Source organism: Streptomyces sp. NPDC026589 (assembly GCF_040638385.1).
Lineage (GTDB): Bacteria > Actinomycetota > Actinomycetes > Streptomycetales > Streptomycetaceae > Streptomyces.
Genome location: NZ_JBEZYG010000015.1, coordinates 179,124 through 197,006, shown reverse-complemented (window position 1 = coordinate 197,006; position 17,883 = coordinate 179,124). Strand labels below are relative to the sequence as shown.

The following is a 17,883-nucleotide window of genomic DNA, read 5'->3' as shown; positions in this document are numbered from 1 at the left end:
ACCATGAAAATTGCCGATTTTTTCGAGGAACTATGGCTGCCATCTTTCGGGACCCCAGTCGGGAGCATAAAAGATAACGTTACATCAAATCGCTACAGCGATGTCGAAGAAATTACCCAGTACCTCTTGTCAGGGCACGACCTGTTCAGCGTGATGGGATCTTCTGAGGACGTGATGGGTTCAGGGGAGACTGTACTCGGCGGGGACTCGATCTACAGCGACGGCGAATGGATCTGGCGAGGCGACCTCTGTTTCTATGTAAGGAAATACAACGTTCGTCTACCTGAAGAATTTCTTTCGCGCATGAGAGAGAAACAGTACCTTATGCCTGCCGAGAACGAGCCGGAACTCAGGAGGCTCGCCCAGAAAGTACACGATAGCCTCACCGCGGGGTGAGGACGCGAAGAGGTCGTCGCACTGCTCAAACAGGAGCTGCGATAAAAACGAATCGAGCTGAACAATGGATGACGTGGCCAACCAGGGTGGCCTCAGGGTCTTGAATCGCCTCCGCACAATAGAGTGGGATGCCGACTGGGACGACGCCTACGCTCATGTATTCTCGCGTCAGCTGCTGATGCGAGAATATTTGAGACGATCCGCGTTGTGGGCCGAAGCCTATTCTGCCGAAGAAGCATGGCCATTCTTTGACATCACGAATTGCGTTGCACCAGAACTCAAACTACCTCAGAGTCTTTCCATAGACTTGAACGAGTTCCTCCGCACCCGAAGGGTTGGACTCGTCAAGACCACCTGTGCTGGAGCCGTGCGCCTGGCGGAACTCCGCACGCAGGACCCCGCAACGGAAAAACTCAGCCTCCCCGAACTTTATGAACCGCTACTTGTCATGTACGAGCGCGGCGGCGAGTTCATGAGGGACAACTCAGGAGCTCTCGACCTGACGGGCGTTTCGTTCCGCCCCGGGACTATGCGGGACTACCTCGGAGACACTCCAATTGTGACGATCCGTGCGTCTGTACTCGATGCTTTGGATACAGAAGGACGGGTCACTTTCTTCGCGAAGACGCCGGCGATGAACCGATCCTGAGGCGCCGGTTGCTACCGGAAGGTGAGGAGCGGTACGAAGTGTTCAGCGATCAGCTCAATTGGGACACGACAGGGGCCATCCACACTCAGGAAAAAGGAGCAGAGGGTGCCAGCTAAACTCAGATAACTCCCAGCGAGGCCGCTCGGATCATCGAAGCCATGATGTCAGGACCCGGCGCGAAGCACGAGTCCGACACCGCAGCAGGGCCGTGAACCGATGACTATAGGACATTGCACGTTGAACTCGTGGTGTCGTAGGGACCTGAATGGTCCGCCGCCAGTTCCACGATGCAATTCCTCCGTTTATACCTGGATCTTGAGCGAGAGTATGAGAATACAGGCGAACTGAGACCTATAGGCCCGAGTACTGCCAAATTCCCTGACCTTCCAGACCCTTTCGAACCGTTGTCTATTCCTTTCGAGCGAGGCGGAGAATTTTGGGTCGAGAATAGGTTCATCGATTTTGTTGACTATCGCGTCTGCCTGTCCGGTTGGGAAAAGCATCTCGATCGTCAGCCTCTTTCCTCACTGGGCGCCTCTTATCTCGACTCGTTGGACGAGGACCAGCAGAGAGACGACAACCTACTTTTCTGTCGAAGAGATCCACTAGGACCGTCTGAATTCTGATCGGGCAGGGTCGCGATATTTCACGAGGGCCAGGCAGGCCTCCGGCGGCGAGAAGCTGGCGGAACGTACGCCGGCGGTGGCCGCTACGCACGGAAGAGTCTCAGCACAACTGGAGCCCACGACCTGGCGCCGCACTCCCGTGCACGGCTGTTGGGGAGCGTCTGGAAAAGGCTCGGCCTGAAGCACCCCAGGCGAAGCTTGTCCCCGTTCTGTCCAACCTCGACGACTTCGTGAAGGATGTTTTCCAAGAGCTGCGAGCCAAAGGGGGGTGAACCTGAAGTGAGTTATACACCTTCACGTGAGGTATTGAACCGACTACGGGCCATCGGCTGGACTGACGACGCCGCAGCCGTCCAGCACGCTCACTCACGTGTCCTGCTTATGCGGGAATACCTGCGACGAGCGGCTCTGTGGGCACGGGCGTGCGAAGCCGAGCAGCTCTGGCCGTTCTTCGATATTGCCGCCCACATCGACGCCAACATCACGACACCACTCGACGTCACCGAGGATCTGGAGCAACTCCTCAAGGATCTCGCCCCCGCCTCGCTGCGAACCACCTGCAGGGGAGCCGCCCGGTGGGCGGCACTGCGCGACGCCCACCCTGACCTGCTAGAGAACTTGCCAGACCCGTACGAGCCGCTGCTGCGCACGTACGAGCGGGGCGGCGGCTTCTACCTGCAGGAGTACCTCGACCTCAACGGCGTGATGATTCCGTTGCGGAACGTGGAAAGCAACACCTCCACCGCTCCCTTCGTCACGCTGTCCCCCACCACCCTGGACGCCTTGGATGGCGAGGGCGAGTCGACGTGTTTCTCCAACGATGACGGTAAGACAGTCGATTACTAATACGTTTGACCCCGGGATGCCTTCGACGCGAAAGCTCACGACCTTTCTCTGGATGAAGGTACGGGTGGGTTCGACCATTGGCGTTCATTGAGCATGGACGCTTCGCGGATCAAGGTAGCAGCCCAACTGGCAAATATTGATGACGTTGTCGTGGCCTTCAAGCAGTAGTTGCGGTTCAAGGGGATTGATCTGAAGTGACTGACGGACCAGGCAAGCGAGCGGCATCCAAGGTGATGGAGCGCCTCTGCGCAGTAAAATGGGAACGCGACTGGGGAGACGTTTTCGGAAAAGCAATGTCGCGGCGACTGCTGATGCGAGAATATTTGAGGCGATCCGCCTTGTGGGCCCAGACATACTCCGCCGAGAGCGCCTGGCCATTCTTCGACATCACGGAATACATGGATCCAGAATTTAAATTTTCGCCCGACACGGCGCAGGAATTGGAGGAATTCCTTCGTGCGCGAATGAGCGGGGACGTCAAGGTAACCTGCCGTGGTACCGTACGCCTTGCGGAACTACGCCTGCATAACCCTGAAATCGGGACTGACGATCTCCCTGACCTCTACGAGCCGCTGATTCGCTTGTATGAACGGGGCGGCGAGTTCATGACAGACAATTTCGGAGCCCTGGACCTGACAGGTGTCTCGTTTCGCCACGGAAGCTTGCAAGGCTATGCGAGCAACACCCCAGTTGTCGCGCTCGACGGCACCGTTCTCGACTCTCTGGACGTTGAAGGACGCGTTACGTTCTACGCCTCTGATAGAAATCGAGGACCTGTCTTCAGGCAGCTTATGCCGCAGGGTGGCGGGCAGCACGATGAGGTGTTCAGTGGAGACCTGGGATGGCAGCCGACAACTCAACTGTCCGCCATGGAGGCAGATGGCGACTGCGTCCGCATCTACGACCAAGACGCTGCCAGGATTATCGAGGAGGCCGTACTTGGCGTACCTGGATCGGCCGGCCAGGAGTGAACCACGCCTGACCCGTCAAGAAAGGATCCCAACGAGTGGAGGCGGCGAAGAAAGGATTGGGGCTATGACGAGTAAACAGTACCCAACGGCGAACGACACGCTGGAACGTCTCAGCGCTATCAATTGGATGGACTGGGACAGAGCAGACAGCCATGCGCAGTCACGCACGGCGCTACTTCGAGAGTATCTCCGGCGGGCGGCTTTTTGGGCAAGAGAATTGGGCGGATCGACCAGTTGGCCGTTCTTTGACATTGCGAAGGAGCTTGCACCTTCCTTTTCAATCCCGGAAGAGCTTTCCGTGAAACTGGAAACCCTTCTGGAAAACAATGTCCCTGGCGCCAGAGCGGAGAGGGTGTGCCAGGCCTCTGTTCATTGGGCGGCACTGCGGGAAGCAGCACCCGCGAAGGTGTCCGAAATGGAAGATCCTTTTGCGCCACTGATCACCCTCTATGAACGCGGCGGAATCTTCGTCGTAGAGAACAGTGTGGCGGATTTCGTCTTTTCTAGAGTTCGCCTGACGAACTGGGAGGATCACATTTCCGACTCGCCCGTCGTAGAACTGAACGAGGACACCCTGAATCAACTGGATGCCCATCAATGAGTCTTTTCCAACCTCACGCTGACGCGTGAGGTTGGACGAGCATCCGGACGATCACGGTGATGTGATTAGTGTTTCAGTGGAGCCTCCGACGATGCCGAAAGCCCTTCAGGAACACCATGTCCCGCTAGACCAGACAGCGAATCTTTCTTTTACCCTTGCTGGTGCCCAGACTGCTCCGTTTATCCGTCGGCTCGTACAGTGGGTCCCTCACCCCAACAAGCCCCCGAAGCGGACCGCCGCCGGCTTCACGCCCAGGCTCGACTCGCCGAAGGAGACGCTGCCCTTCACCGCCGGGCCCGTGCGGCTGCCCTTGAAGAGCCAGACGCCTCCCTGGTTGGTGTTCTCCCCGGGGGCCGCCACCGCCAGCGTGGCAGGTACGCCCTTGGCCGGGGCCACCACGTGGACCTCGCCGCCGAACGCGTCGCCGTTCTCGTCGACTCCGGGGACGTTCGCCGTCGACTGGCCGATCACCTTCGTACCGGCGGCTGTGATGCCCGAGGCGCGGCCCTTGAAGACCAGGACCCCGCCGGCGTCCTTGGCCGGGCCCACGTCCTCGCCCGGCAGGCCGACGACGACCTCGCCGTAGCCGTCGCCGTCCAGGTCTCCCACCGAGGCGCTCGCGCCCAGGTCGTCGCCCGTCTCGTCCGCACCCGGCACGCCTGCGGTGGCCTGGGTGATCCACTTCGGCTTCACGGCGGTGTTCTGGCCCTTGGGGCCTCCGAGGACGACCGCCACCGCGCCACCCTTGCTCGGGAAGTCCAGGTCGCTGTCCATGCCGGTGGGCCGACGGGTGAAGACCAGGTCCGGGTAGGCGTCGCCGTTGACCGAACCGACCGTCACCGTGGAGTGCTTCAGGTACGTCCCAGGCGCGGTGACGATGGGCGTGTGGGTGAAGCCCGTACCCGTCGACAGGTACAGCGACCGCCCGCCGCAGTCCGGCTCGTCGTCGCAGCCACTGCTCACCAGCAGGTCGTCCTTGCCGTCGTTGTTCACGTCCACGACCTGCACTCGCTCGAAGACGGTGACGCCGTCGGCGGTGAGCGCCGTGCGCGTGCTGCCGACCGAGCCGTCCGCGCCGATGTTCTCGTCCAACACGATCTTTCCGACCCACTCGGTGCGGTCGATGCCGGCCGCGTCCGTCCGGCCGTCGCCGTCGAAGTCGCCCAGCGCGTATCCCTGGCCCCGGAACTCGACGGCCCGGGTGCCGAGGCCGCTTGTGCCGCCGAACAGGATGACCTTCGGGCCGTTGCCGGCCGAGACCAGCAGGTCGGTGTACCCGTCGCGGTCGATGTCCGCGGGCGTTCCCGCCCCGAAGCGGGCGTTCGCGGCGGCCGTGCCGGGAACCCCGGACGTGTTCTGGTTGACCACCCGGTGGCGGGCCGCGCTGACGCCCTTCGCGTCGCCCGGGTAGACCACCAGGTACCCGGCCTTCTTGAGGCCGGACACGGTCCCGTCCGGCACCGAGGCGTACATGTCCTGGTATCCGTCCCCGTTGAAGTCGACCTGCTGACGCGCGGCGGCGACCGGCGCGGCCGCCGCCGCCGTACCGGAGAAGGCCGGTGCGGCGGCCGCCGTGGTCGCGAGCGTCACGAAGATCGCCGAAACGGTGCGGAGTCGAGAAGTCTTCATCGCGTTCATCCCCCTGATGTGCGCACGTGCTCACTGCTGAGAAAGACCATCCGTGCCGCGAATGGTTGTGTACTCCGGGACCGATCCTTTTGCGTCGGAGGGTGGTTCCGGCGTCACCTTCTTGCGTTATTGGCAAGCCAACATGCATCTGACGCAAGAACCCGTACGCTCGATTTCATGGCTCACGAACACCAGCACCAGCACCAGCACGGTCATGCGGCTCACTCCCACGACCCCTCCGCGACGCCGAACGGTCTCCCCGAGATCCTCGACCTCGACGCCGCCCTCTTCGCGCCCCACCTGACCGCGCTCACCGGCCGTATCGCCTGCCTCGCCGGTGATGACGTCCGCAACATCGTCGACCTCGGCTCGGGCACCGGGACCGGCACGTTCGCCCTGCTGGAGCGGTTCCCCACCGCCCGGGTGACCGCCGTCGACAGCTCCCCCGAGATGCTGGAGCGGCTCGCCTCGGCGGCTCGGGACCGGGGGCTCGGCGACCGCGTGCACACCCTGGAGGCCGACGCCGGCGCGGGGCTGCCCGGGGTCGTCAACGCCGACCTCGTCTGGGCGTCGGCGTCCCTGCACCACCTGGACGACCCCGCCACCGCCCTGGCCGGCATCCGCGCCGCGCTGCGCCCCGGCGGGCTGCTGGCCGTCGCGGAGGTGGACGGAATGCCGACCTTCCTGCCGGAGGGCGGGGAACCGGGTGCGCTGGAGCGCCGCTGCCGGGAGGCCCTCGATGGCCTGCATGCCGAGCAGTTGCCGCACCGGGGAGCCGACTGGGGCTCCCTGCTGGCGGCCGCCGGCTTCTCCGTCGAGCAGGAACGCGCCGACCCGTGGGAGCTGCGTGCCCCGCTGCCCGAGGGGGCGGGCCGGTACGCCCATCTCGTCTTCGAGCGCATCCGCGACAACCTGGTCGGGCGCGTCTCGCCGGAGGACCTGGCCGCGCTCGACCGGCTCATCGACGGCGGTCCTGAGGACGTACGCCACCGGGACGACCTCGTCGTGCGGTCCACCCGTGAGACGTGGATGGCCCGCCGCCCCGCCTGACGCCGGGGCCTGCCCGGCATTTACCAACAGTGTCCGGCCCGGTCCGGCCCCGGTCAGGTCTCAGACGGTGCGCAGCTCCCATCCCCGGGCCGTCCGCGTGACCTCGCGGAAACCGTGGCGGTGCAGGGCGTCGATCTCGTCGAGGTCCTCGGGGTACGCGCAGGTGATGAGACGATCGATGCCGCAGAGAGTCAGCCAGTCCCGGGCCTGGGCGAGCAGCCGGGCCAGGGTCTTCTCGGCCCCCTCCGGAGCGTCGGGGCCCAGATCGACATCGGCCAACTCCGCCAACCCGCCTCCACGACCGACACGTTCGGGGCGGTCAAGCGTGGTGTCCAGCTCCAGGTGGCCCAGCACGCGGTCACCGGCGAGGGCGGTGAAGCGGGTGCCGAGGGAGCCGAGCGTGCGCCGAAGGGTCGGACTTTCCCGGCCGGGCTGCTCACCGGTGTCGGGAAGGTCGCTCACCTCGGCGAGCAGCAGCACCTCCGTGGCACCCGTGTGCACGAACCCTGCCCGCTCCAGCGCTGAGCGGACGTGCGGCCAGGCATCGGGTACGCCGTACACCCCCGGGCAGGGAAGCGTTCCGTCGGCGTGGACGCTGCGAGCCCCCCAGCGGGTGGCGGTCGCCAGGCACGCGGAGAGCAGAAGATCCGCCGCGTCCGAGGAGACGGTGTCGCTGTCGCTGTCGCTGTCGCTGTCGCTGTCGCCGGGATGGTGCACGAACCATTGGATGGCTGCGGCTCCCCGGTAGTCGGGGCCGACGTCCGGCTCGTCGCGGTAGCGGTGCAGATGGGCCGCCGCGACGACGCGGCCGCGTTGCTCGGTCACGAGCGTGAGGCGCTCAGCGACCCATGGATCGACGACGTACTCGTCGGGCCGCGCCTCAAGGCTGCTCAGGACGGTGTTGACCGAGGTACTGACGCCGGGAAGCACTGCGGCGACATGGCGGTTCACCAGGTCGGTCAGCTGGTGACGGTCGCTGCGGCGGAAAGTGCGCACGGCAGGTGAAAAAGACATGGCGATCCTCTGGAGGGAAAGGAGGGAAGACCGCCATGCGATGCGGCACACCACGACGCTAGCAGATTCACAGAAGGAGCCTCGGGCCCGGATGCGGCGGCTTCCAACAGAGCGGCGCGCTCCCGTCACGTGGTGACCGCGACGACCGTTCCCGCCGAGACCGCTGCCACGGTCCGCATCACCGCGGCGTTCACCGCCTCCGCACCCCAGCTGCTCCGCTCCAGTTCCTTCGCCCGCTTGTAGACCTTGCCGGACCACGGGATGGAGCGGTGCAGGGTCGGCAGCGTGCCGCTCGCGGAGAGCAGTCCGACCAGTGCCGCCGTACGGGCGTCGGGTTCCGCGCCGTCGATCAGGACGGCCCTGACCTTCTCCACCAGGGCCTTCTTGTACCCGGTGTCCGCGACCGTCGTCGCCGTCGTACGGAACAGGCCCAGCGTCTTCCTGGTCTCCCGGCGCAGCACGCCCCGCTCGACGAGCCGGTCGAGGACCGTCTCCCGTGTGACCACCCCCGTACCGATCTCGATCAGCAGCGTCTGTACGCCCCGCACGCGCTCCCCGACCTTCGCGTGGGCGGCCCGGAGCAGCGGATCGGACGGCGCAGGACCGGCCACGGCGTGGACCTTCACGCCGTTCAGCCCCTTGTCGTCCTCGTCGGCCCTGATCCGGCCGCCGAGTCCCAGCTCGACGAGGACCGCGCCGCCCAGCGCGTAGTACAGCGTGCCCGCCCCCGCGATGGCTCCGGAGCTGTCGTCCATCATCAGCAGCGTCAGGTCTTCGACGATGAGCATCTCGTTCTCGGTCTGCATGGTCGTGTCCCACTGTCGGCGTCGGATGTACCCGGCTCTCCCACCCAAGCCTGCCCCGCGGAGAGCGGGCAGAGCGGTGCGGGCTGTCACCACTGTTCATGACAGACGTCATGAACAGTCCGGCGCTCGTCGGCGTCGCGTGTCCCCGATGAGTTTTCCCACCCGCCCCGGTCCAACTGGTGAACGACAACGGCGACAGCCCTCCTCAGCGCAAGCTCCTGGACAGGCGGTATCAACGATGAACAGCACGACGAACAACACGACGAACAGCACGATGAGCAAGCTGAACAAGCAGTTCACCGCGACCCTGCGGAAGAGTCCGGAGAAGGGCGGCTGGACCTACGTCGTGTGGCCCGAGTCGGCCGAGTTCTTCGGCACCCGCGGCCTCGTGAAAGTCCGGGGCAGCATCGACGGTCATCCGTTCCGCAGTTCGTTCATGGCCCTGGGCGACGGCACGCACAAGCTGCCGGTGAAGGCCGATGTACGCAAGGCGATCGGCAAGGGGGAAGGGGACAGCGTGACCGTCCTCCTGGAGGAGCGGGTGGACGCTTGACCTCCGGATCGGTCGCCCTGCCGTGACAGCGGCGATCACCGCGGCGGTGACGATCACCGCGGCGGTGACGAACCGCGCCCCACGATCCGCCGCTACATTGGCTGCCGGCAGGCAGGGGTCAGCCAGGACGACGGATGAGGAGCGACGCGTGCGATTCGCGCTGGAAGCACTGCTGGTCGACGTGCCGGCCGAGCAGGTCGCCGAGGCTCGCGCCTTCTACCGGTCCAGGGTGGCAGGCCGGGGGCCCGGCTCGTACGAGGAGCTGAAGGAGGCCCGCGCGAAGAAGCCCGCTCCTCGTGCCGCCGTGCCGCCTGCCGTCGAGGAGACGGTCGAAGCCGCCGGAGTACGGGTCCCGGTCCGGATCTTCCTCCCTGCCGGCGGCCCGCCCCGCGCTGTCTACCTGGGCATTCACGGCGGCGGCTTCTACATGGGCTCCGCGGCACAGGGCGACGAACGCCACCGCGAGCTCGCGGACGCCCTGGGCATCGCCGTCGTCGGGGTCGACTACCGGCTCGCGCCCGAGCACCCCTGGCCGGCCGCGCCCGACGACTGCGCGGCGGTTGCGCTCTGGCTCGTCGAGGAGGCCGAGGCCCGTTTCGGGACCTCCCGGCTCGCGATCGGCGGAAGCTCGGCCGGGGCCACCCTCGCCCTGGCGGCCTTGCTCCGGCTGCGCGACCGGGGTGTCGTCGACCGGTTCGCAGGGGCCGCGCTGCGCTTCGGCACCTACGACCTGAGCGCACAGACCCCCGGCGGCCGCCGCATCGCGGACGAGTACTTCATCCAGGCCTACGCCGGCCAGGTCGCCGACCGTACCCTCCCCGACATCTCGCCCCTCTACGCCGACCTGGGCGGGCTGCCCCCGGCCCTGCTGGTCGTGGGAAGCGAGGACGTACTGCTGGAGGACAACCTGACGCTGGCCGGCCGCTTGTCGGCGGCCGGCAACGACGTGGAGCTGCGCGTCTATCCCGAGTCGCCCCACGGCTTCACCGGTCACCCCACCACCCTGGCCGCGACGGCGCTCGAAGGCATCCACTCCTGGCTGCGCGACAGGATCAGTCGCCCCTGACCCGGGCATGCAGATGCATGTCGTGCCGGCCGTCGTCATGCACGGCCGCGTCGCGCTGGGTGCCCTCCAGGCGGTAACCGGCCTTCGTGGCGACCCCGCACGAGGCGTGGTTACGCGTCGAGTGGTCCAACTCCAGCCGGTGGAAGCCGATGTCGGCCGGCGCCCACGCGCTGACCGCCGCGAGTGCGCGGGAGGCGACCGCCGATTCGCTGGAGCGTTGGTAACCCCGCGGCCGTTTGCCCTTCTTCCGCACCCACCGCATCAGGCCAGCATTTCCCGCTTCACGCATGTCCAGACCAATGAGCCAATATCATCGGAGCCCGCGGCCCGGGGGGGGCCTCCGCATACGGGGCAGGCATGGGCATGCGCACAGAAGACACCGAACCAGAAGTGACGTCCGAACCAGGAGGTCTGCGTTTCCGGATTCTCGGACCGCTGGAGGCCTCCGTCGGCGGGGCGAGGTTCTCGCTCGGCGGCGCGGTCCAGGAGCGCGTCCTTTCCGTTCTGCTCCTGGAGCCGGACCGGGTGGTTCCCATGCCCCGTCTCATCGAAGCGGCCTGGGAGGACAATCCGCCGGCGACCGCTTCCCATCAGGTCCGCAAGGCCGTCTCGGAGCTGCGTCGTCGGCTCGGCGACGCTTTCATCTCGACCGAGGGCAGCGGCTATCGCATCGCCGTGACCGCGGCACACCTTGACCTGCTGGAGTTCAACGACCGGATACGGGCCGCTGAGCAGGCCCTGCGCGAGGGCCTGCGGCCCGAGGCCGCGACGGAGTTCGAGGCCGCGCTCGCACTGTGGCGCGGAGCGGTCCTTTCCGGCCAAGGTGGCGCGGTCATCGAGTCGGCGGCCACGGTGCTGGAGGAGCGCCGACTGGTCGCCACGGAGGACCTCTTCGACCTGCGCCTGGGCCTGGGTCTGGGCAGTGAGCTGGTGGCCGACCTCCGGACCGTCGTCTCCGAACACCCACTGCGCGAGACGTTCCACGGCCACCTCATGCTCGCTCTGTACCGCAACGGGAGGAAGGCCGAGGCGCTGCACGAGTACGCCCGGGTCCGTGAAATCCTCGCCGACCAGCTCGGCGTCGACCCCGGCCCCCCGCTGACCGGGCTCTACGAGGACATCCTGCGTGACGACCCCGGGCTGTTGCTGCCGCAGCGGCCCCCGGCCGTCGAGGCGGTGCCCCCGGCCCCGCCGCTCCCGGTCTGCACCCTGCCCCAGGCGCTGTCCGACTTCACCGGCCGCAACAAGGAACTGGCGGAACTGCTGGCCTGCGCCGACGCGGTCGACGGATCCGACGACCGGTCCACCCGGGTCGTGGCGGTGGACGGCATGGGCGGTTCGGGAAAGACCTCACTCGCGGTGTGGGCTGCCCACCACCTCGCCGAGCGGTTCCCCGACGGCCAACTCTACGTGGATCTGCGCGGGTTCACCCCGGGGGAGCAGCCCCCGGTGTCGCCCGGCACTGCGCTCGATTACCTCCTGCGCTCGTTCGGCGTCAGCGACGACCGTATCCCCAGCGACGCGGAGGCCAGGGCCAACCTGTGGCGGGCCACCGTCGCCGGCCGCCGCCTGCTGCTGCTCCTGGACAACGTGGCCCACGCCGAACAGGTGACCCCTCTGCTCGCCGCATCGCCAGGCTGTCTGATCCTGATCACGAGCCGCTCCCGGTTGCTGGACCTTGACGGCGTCAGCTGGGTACCCGTCGGGCTCATGACGCCTCAGGACAGCGCCGCCCTGGTCGTGGCGACCCTCGGCGCGGACCGGGTCGAAGCCGAGCCCGAGTCGGCGGCCGAGCTGGCCGAGCTCTGCGGACATCTCCCCCTCGCCCTGCGCATCGCCACCGCCCGGCTGCGCAACCGGCCCTCGTGGACTCTGCGCTACCTCGCCGAACGGCTCCGGGACGAGACCCGCAGGCTCGATGAACTGCGCTCTCCGCAGCGCAGCGTCGCCGCGACCCTGCACCTGTCCTACATGGCACTGAACGTGCGGCAGCGTGCCGCCTTCCGCATCCTCGGGCTCCACCCGTCCACCGGCATGGACGTCCACTCCGCGGCCGCCCTGCTCGGCGCCGACGTGCACGACGCCGAGTCGACTCTGGAGATCTTGCTGGACATGCGGCTGGTTCAGCAGCCGGGGTTCGGCATCTACACCCTGCACGACCTGGTGCGCAGCTTCGCCCTGAGCTTGTTCGGCCCTGCGACGGCGGAGGACGACTCGGCGGCCGTGGAGCGGCTGCTCGGCTACTACCTCACGGCGACGGACGTCGCCTGTCAGATGCTCTTCCCCGGTCGTGAGCAGCGCTGCACCGGCATACCGGCCTATGAGGGCAGCCTGCCTGCCTGGCCGGACGCCGAGGCGGCCCGGGCCTGGTTCGACCGCGAGCACAGCGGTCTGCTGGCGGCCGTGTCCCTGGCGGAACTGCACGGTCTGCGTCGCCACACCGTCTGCCTCGTGCGCAACCTCAGTTTCCACCTGAACGCGCGTGGACAGTTCGACGACCTGTGGAACGTCGGGCGGACGGCGCTGGCCGCCGTCCGCGGACTGGACGATCCCCAACTGCTCTGCGTCACCCTGTCGAACGTCGGGGTGGCCTGTTGGAAGGTGGGCCGGTTCGAAAGCGGCTTGGAGGCCGCGCAGGAGGCCAGAGAGGTCGCCGTGTCCCTGGGGGACCGGCGCATCCAGGCCCATAGCGAATCGACCATCGGCCTCCTCGCCTCGATGCTCGGACGGTACGAGGAGGCGTTGACCCTGTTGAGCGAGGCCGTCGCCCGGTCCGCCAAGCTGGGCGCCAGCCGCGCCGAGGCGGAGGGGCTGTCCACGTTGAGCACGCTGTACGAGAAGTGGGGGCGGTACGCCGAGGCCGCCGAGACGGCCCGCAGGTCCCTGGAGATCAGCCGCACCATCGGTTACCACGGAAACCTGGTCATGTCGCTGACGGATCTGGCCTTCGCCCAGGTGGGTCTTGGGGAGCTGGAGGAAGCCGACAGGAATCTGGCGGAGGCGCGAGGGCTGAGCGAGACGCGGACGGCTCCGGGAGATGTCGGCCTGGTGCTCGCGCTGTCCGCCCGGGTGGCGCACGCGCGGGGGCGGATCGCCCAGGCCGAGAGCTTCGCGGCGCGTGCGCTGGAGCTGGCCTGTACCGGGACGACTCCGGTGCGGCTCACGGAGGTGGAGAACATCGTCGGCCACTTGCGGTCAGGGCTGGGGGCGTACGAGTCGGCCTTGGACTTGCACCGCCACGCCCACCGGGCCGCCGTGGAGATGGGCTTCCGGGCGGAGGAGGCGTCCGCGCTGACCGGTCTCGCGCGGGCCTTGGACGCCCTCGGCGACCGGGAGACCGCGAAGGGGCACCGTGCCGAGGCGGACCGTCTCTACACGTTCATGGGTGTCCGCGGTCCGAGGACCGTCTCCGCCTGAGCCGGAAGTCCGCAGTCGGACGCCGGACGCCGGGCGCCGGCCGACGGATCAGGGGGTGGCGGGAGGCGTGGCGGGAGGCGTGGCGGGACCGGCGTTGGTGGCCAGCACCACCGCGGCGTCCGGGGCCCCGTCCTGCAGCGGCCACTGGCCGGGTCCCCGACGCGTCCAGGATCCCCTCCTCCAGCATGTGGCGCGCGCCGTCGTGCCCCTCCTCGCCGGGCTGGAACATCAGGACGACGTCGCCGGCCAGCCGGTCCCGGTGGTGGGCGAGCAGCCGGGCGGCACCGGCCAGCATCGCGGTGTGCAGGTCGTGTCCGCAGGCGTGCATGGCCCCGTTCTCCGAGGCGAACTCCAGTCCGGTGCGCTCGGCCACCGGCAGGGCGTCCATGTTGCCCCGCAGCAGCACGGTCGGGCCGGGTCGGGCGCCGCGCAGTACTGCGGTCACGGAGCTGAGCCGTCGCCCGGTGGTGATTTCCAGCCCCACTCCGTCCAGGTGCCGGAGCACCGCCTCCTGGGTGTGCGGCAGGTGCAGTCCCACCTCGGGCCGGGCGTGCAGGGTCCGCCTCAGCCGGACCAGGTCGTCCTGGATGCCTCGCGCGTCGTCCAGCAGACCGTCGGTGGGGCGGCCGGTCATCGCGCCACCGCTTCCCGCAGCCGGACCGCGCCGTCGCCCGCCTCGGCCCGGATCACGTCCGAAAGCCGCCGGACGCCTTCCCGGACCTGGCTCACGGAGGGGTAGGAGTAGGAGAGCCGCAGGTTGCGCTCGCCGCCCCGGGTGTGGAACCCGGTGCCCGGCACGTAGGCCACCCCGCCCCCGATCGCGCGGGCCATCATCGCCCGCGTGTCCAGTTCGCCCGGCAGGGTCAGCCAGACGAAGAACCCCCCGTCGGGCACCGTCCAGGACACGCCGTCGGGCATGGTGGCGGCCAACTCGGCGAGCATGGCGTCGCGGCGATCGCGGTACAGGCTCCTGGCGACACCGAGGTGCCCCTGCCAGGACGTGGTGCTCAGGAACCGGCTCACAGCCCGCTGGGTGAGTCCCGAGGCGGAGAGCATCGCGCTCTCCGCGGCGAGGACCAGCTTGCCGGTGACGGTACGCGGAGCACGGACCCAGCCCACGCGCAGTCCCGGCGCGAGGGTCTTGGAGAACGAGCCCAGGTAGACCACCCCTTCAGGAGCGTCGGCGCACAGCGCCCGGTGCGGCTGCTCGCCGAAGTGCAGCAGTCCGTACGGGTTGTCCTCGACGACCAGGACGCCGGCGCGTCGGCAGATGTCGAGCACCTCCTTCCGCCGGTCCGCGCCGAGCACCCGGCCGGTGGGGTTCTGAAAGGTCGGCACGGTGTAGTAGAACTTCGCCGGCCGCCCCTCGCCGGCGAGCAGGGCGAAGGTGTCGGCCAGTGCCTGGGGGATCACTCCGTCGCGGTCCATGGCGACTTCGACGATCCGAGCCTGGTGGGCGGCGAAGGTACTGAGCGCGGTGACGTAAGTGGGCCCCTCGGTCACCACACTGTCCCCCGGATTCACGAAGACGCGGGTCACCAGGTCCAGCGCCTGCTGTGAGCCCACGGTGACCAGGACCTCGTCCGGCGACGCCGTAACGCCCTCGGCAGCCATGACCTCGCATATCTGCTCGCGCAGCACCGGGTCGCCCTGCGCGGAGCCGTACTGCAGGACACTCGGCCCTTCGGTGGCGAGCACCTCTTGGAGGACCGCGCGCAGAGCCTCCGCGGGCAGAGCCTCGGGGCTGGGCATCCCTCCGGCAAGGGAGACGACATCCTCCCGGGCTGCCATCGAGAAGAGCGCCCTGGTCTCGGAGGGCACCATCCGGTACGTGCGGTCGGCGAAACGCAGCGGTGGGGAGAGAACCGTCTCCAGGGGAGAGGTCGGCTGGAAAGCGATCATGGCGTCTCCTGGGAAGTTGGGCGAAGGAGGGGGGCACGGCGGCAGGGGCGGGCGGTCAGACAGAGGTCAGCTCCCGCTGCACGGCCTCGCTCTTCGCCCCGTCCGCGGTCCGGGGGCGGAAGCGGAGCGCGGCCCAGAGACCGCACGCCGCGAACGGCACCAGCAGGGCGGCGACGGCCAGGAAGGCGGCGTTGAGGGACTGCCGGGCGGCCATCCCCACCAAGGGCATCAGGGCGGCGGTGCCCAGGCCGATCGCCAACAGGCGCAGCGATGCCATCTTCGCCTTGTCCAGCGGACCGGCCTGCTGCTGAAGGAGGGTCAGAAGGAGGGTGATGGCGTTCAGGTTGGCGAAGCCGGCCAGGAAGAACCCGACGTAGTGCAGGGCCGGGGTGGTGGTGAAGGCGAGCCCTGCGGCGATCACAGCCTGCAGCGACACCCAGACCGGCAGCAGCGCCAGGCGGACCGTCCAGCGGGTGAAGAAGGTCGCCGCGATCATCCCGGCGCCCAGGGTTCCCTCCAGGGCCGACACCGACCATGGCTGCCCGCCGTGCCAGGCGTCGACGAGGGGCACCACCAGAGTGGAGAGGCTGTAGGAGTACACGAAGTCCCCCGCGCACATGAGGACCATCGCGAAGACCACCACCTCGTGGCGGTGCCGGCGGAACAGACCCGCCCAGTCCCGCAGCATGTCCGGCAGCGCCGAGCGCAGGGTGGCGTCCCGCAGCCGCCCCACCGACTCCTGGCGCGGCGCCCGCAGCCGCGAGACCACCAGGGCGGCCACCAGGGAGACCACCACGTCGACCAGCAGCGCCTGCGTGGCCGTGCCGACCATCAGGACCAGGCCGAGCGCCGCCATGCCGATCAGGCTGCCTGCTTGGATCGCGATGCCGATCAGGCTGTTGAAGGCCACGGCACGGTCTCCGGCGATGTGATGCGCGGTGAACTTGAAGAAGGCGGTGCGTTGCACGTTGTCGAAGGCCGCCAGGAACACGGCGGCCGTGCCCACGATGGCCACCTCCCCGCCGTCGCCCATGGAGAGGGCCACCGTGATGACGCCCACGGTCACGGCCCGCAGGAGACTGCAGAGCACGTAGACGGTCCTGGAGTCGAAGGCGTCGACCAGCGGCCCGGAGAAGGGGAGTACCACCACCGCCCCCAGCCCCTGAAGGGCGAAGATCATGGCGAACGCCTGGGCATCACCGGTCTGCTGGAACAGCGTCTGTCCCAGGGCCAAGGTGTACAGACCCATGCCGATGCTCGACACGAGCATCGAACCGAGCATGGTGCGCGAGGTGGTGTCCCGCAGAATCATGCCGCCACCAGCCGGACCGTCGCCTTGCCGGTGTTCCCGCCGTCGAGCATCCCCAGAAAGGCGTCGACGATCCGGTCGAAACCCTCGGTGACGGTGTGTCGGTCCGTGACCGCGCCGGAGGCAAGGGCCGGCCGCAGCAGTCGCTCCAACTGGTCCTGCGCGTCACGGTGGTTGCGGACGAGGAAGCCCTCCAGCCGGATGCTCTTCTCGACCACGTCGAACAGGTTGCGCGGAGCGGCCGGCGGCTCGCTCGCGTCGTACTGGGCGATCGCGCCGCACCAGGCGATCCGCCCGAAGTCACGCATCGCCCCGATCGCGGCCTCCAGGTGCTCACCGCCCACGTTGTCGATGTACACGTCGATGCCGTCGGGCGCCGCCTCCGCCAGCTGCTCGGCGAGCCGGCCGTCGCGGTGGTCGAACGCGGCGTCGAAGCCCAGCTCCTCCTTGAGCCAGCGGACCTTGGCCGGGGAGCCGGCACTTCCGATCACCCGGCCCGCCCCCATCAGCCGCGCCAGTTGCCCGGCCGCACTGCCCACGCCCCCCGCGGCCGCGGAGATGTACACCGTCTCGCCGGGGGTGAGCCGGGCGATGCGGGTGAGAGCGACGTAGGCGGTGAGGCCGGTGCCGCCGAGGATGCCCAGGTACGCCTCGGGCGGTACACCGGGTGTACGCGGCAGGACGCGTACGTCCTCCGGCCCGAGGACGGCGTGGGTGCGCCAGCCCTGGCGGTGGAAGACCAGGTCGCCTTCGGCCAGGGCGTCGGTCCTGGAGTCGATGACCCGGCCGATGGACCGGCCCTCCAGCGGGGTGGACAGGTCCCAGTCGCCGTCCATGTTCTCCCGCATGTACGGGTCGACGGAGAGCAGGACGTTCTCCACCAGTGCGGTGCCCGGCTCCGGGACCGGTACCGGCTCCTCGGTGAAGAGGAACTCGGCGCCGGTGGGCCGGCCACAGGGGCGGCCCACCTGCTGGACGAAGCGTGCGGGCTGTGACGTCACGGGGGCTCCAGGAGAGTGCGGAAGGCAGGAGAGTGCGGAAGGGAAGG

At 68.0% G+C, this 17,883-nt stretch carries 15 protein-coding genes and 2 pseudogenes; 9 read left to right on the top strand and 8 right to left on the bottom strand.

The annotated features are described in order from the left end of the window. The first annotated feature begins 3 nt into the window (after positions 1 to 3). From AB0F29_RS25755 to AB0F29_RS25735, 5 genes are all read left to right on the top strand, one after another. Positions 4 to 396: a hypothetical protein gene (locus tag AB0F29_RS25755; RefSeq protein ID WP_361876228.1), complete on the top strand. Its 393-nt coding sequence runs from the start codon at positions 4 to 6 to the stop codon at positions 394 to 396. A gap of 73 nt (positions 397 to 469) precedes the next feature. Further along, a complete protein-coding gene (locus AB0F29_RS25750; RefSeq protein ID WP_361876225.1) occupies positions 470 to 1,045 on the top strand; it encodes a hypothetical protein in 576 nt (191 codons plus the stop codon). Positions 1,046 to 2,052: 1,007 nt separating this feature from the next. Further along, positions 2,053 to 2,517 (top strand): hypothetical protein, encoded by a 465-nt coding sequence (locus tag AB0F29_RS25745; protein ID WP_361876222.1) that lies wholly within the window; start codon positions 2,053 to 2,055, stop codon positions 2,515 to 2,517. 194 nt (positions 2,518 to 2,711) lie between these two features. After that, on the top strand, positions 2,712 to 3,488 hold the full coding sequence (locus AB0F29_RS25740; RefSeq protein WP_361876219.1) for a hypothetical protein: 777 nt from the start codon (positions 2,712 to 2,714) through the stop codon (positions 3,486 to 3,488). 64 nt (positions 3,489 to 3,552) lie between these two features. Continuing rightward, positions 3,553 to 4,089 (top strand): hypothetical protein, encoded by a 537-nt coding sequence (locus AB0F29_RS25735; RefSeq protein ID WP_361876216.1) that lies wholly within the window; start codon positions 3,553 to 3,555, stop codon positions 4,087 to 4,089. A gap of 207 nt (positions 4,090 to 4,296) precedes the next feature. Here AB0F29_RS25735 and AB0F29_RS25730 read toward each other — a convergent pair whose 3' ends face one another. After that, the gene (locus AB0F29_RS25730) at positions 4,297 to 5,718 is read right to left on the bottom strand and encodes an FG-GAP and VCBS repeat-containing protein (protein WP_361876214.1); all 1,422 of its coding nucleotides are present in this window, start codon (positions 5,716 to 5,718) and stop codon (positions 4,297 to 4,299) included. Positions 5,719 to 5,895: 177 nt separating this feature from the next. Here AB0F29_RS25730 and AB0F29_RS25725 point away from each other — a divergent pair, with 177 nt between their 5' ends. Next, on the top strand, positions 5,896 to 6,768 hold the full coding sequence (locus AB0F29_RS25725; RefSeq protein ID WP_361876211.1) for a class I SAM-dependent methyltransferase: 873 nt from the start codon (positions 5,896 to 5,898) through the stop codon (positions 6,766 to 6,768). Between the two features lie 60 nt (positions 6,769 to 6,828). Here the strand turns inward: AB0F29_RS25725 and AB0F29_RS25720 are convergent, their stop codons facing one another. Beyond that, positions 6,829 to 7,782, bottom strand: coding sequence for an N-acetyltransferase (locus AB0F29_RS25720; protein ID WP_361876209.1), 954 nt, complete (start codon positions 7,780 to 7,782; stop codon positions 6,829 to 6,831). Positions 7,783 to 7,907: 125 nt separating this feature from the next. Then, complete coding sequence (locus AB0F29_RS25715; protein ID WP_361876207.1) at positions 7,908 to 8,588, bottom strand: GPP34 family phosphoprotein; 681 nt, start codon at positions 8,586 to 8,588, stop codon at positions 7,908 to 7,910. A gap of 274 nt (positions 8,589 to 8,862) precedes the next feature. Here AB0F29_RS25715 and AB0F29_RS25710 point away from each other — a divergent pair, with 274 nt between their 5' ends. Together AB0F29_RS25710 and AB0F29_RS25705 are read left to right on the top strand one after the other, a co-directional pair. Continuing rightward, a complete protein-coding gene (locus AB0F29_RS25710) occupies positions 8,863 to 9,141 on the top strand; it encodes a DUF1905 domain-containing protein (protein WP_361876393.1) in 279 nt (92 codons plus the stop codon). A 148-nt stretch (positions 9,142 to 9,289) separates the two neighbouring features. Further along, positions 9,290 to 10,207 (top strand): alpha/beta hydrolase fold domain-containing protein, encoded by a 918-nt coding sequence (locus tag AB0F29_RS25705; protein WP_361876204.1) that lies wholly within the window; start codon positions 9,290 to 9,292, stop codon positions 10,205 to 10,207. On the opposite strand, the pseudogene AB0F29_RS25700 reads toward AB0F29_RS25705, so the two are convergent. Next, a pseudogene (locus tag AB0F29_RS25700) lies at positions 10,194 to 10,406 on the bottom strand (GNAT family protein); the annotation flags it as partial. The gene AB0F29_RS25705 and the pseudogene AB0F29_RS25700 overlap by 14 nt on opposite strands. Positions 10,407 to 10,570: 164 nt before the next feature. On the opposite strand from AB0F29_RS25700, the gene AB0F29_RS25695 reads away from it, so the two are divergent. Then, positions 10,571 to 13,624, top strand: a complete 3,054-nt coding sequence (locus AB0F29_RS25695) for a BTAD domain-containing putative transcriptional regulator (protein WP_361876201.1) — start codon at positions 10,571 to 10,573, stop codon at positions 13,622 to 13,624. 136 nt (positions 13,625 to 13,760) lie between these two features. Here AB0F29_RS25695 and AB0F29_RS25690 read toward each other — a convergent pair. The 4 genes and pseudogenes from AB0F29_RS25690 to AB0F29_RS25675 form a co-directional block, all read right to left on the bottom strand. Further along, positions 13,761 to 14,258: pseudogene (locus AB0F29_RS25690) on the bottom strand (M20/M25/M40 family metallo-hydrolase); the annotation flags it as partial. Further along, positions 14,255 to 15,526: a PLP-dependent aminotransferase family protein gene (locus tag AB0F29_RS25685; RefSeq protein WP_361876198.1), complete on the bottom strand. Its 1,272-nt coding sequence runs from the start codon at positions 15,524 to 15,526 to the stop codon at positions 14,255 to 14,257. The pseudogene AB0F29_RS25690 and the gene AB0F29_RS25685, both read right to left, overlap by 4 nt. Before the next feature lie 55 nt (positions 15,527 to 15,581). After that, positions 15,582 to 16,838, bottom strand: coding sequence for an MFS transporter (locus tag AB0F29_RS25680; protein WP_361876196.1), 1,257 nt, complete (start codon positions 16,836 to 16,838; stop codon positions 15,582 to 15,584). Continuing rightward, positions 16,835 to 17,836, bottom strand: a complete 1,002-nt coding sequence (locus AB0F29_RS25675; protein ID WP_361876193.1) for an NADP-dependent oxidoreductase — start codon at positions 17,834 to 17,836, stop codon at positions 16,835 to 16,837. The genes AB0F29_RS25680 and AB0F29_RS25675 overlap by 4 nt, the downstream gene beginning before the upstream one ends. Positions 17,837 to 17,883: the final 47 nt, after the last annotated feature.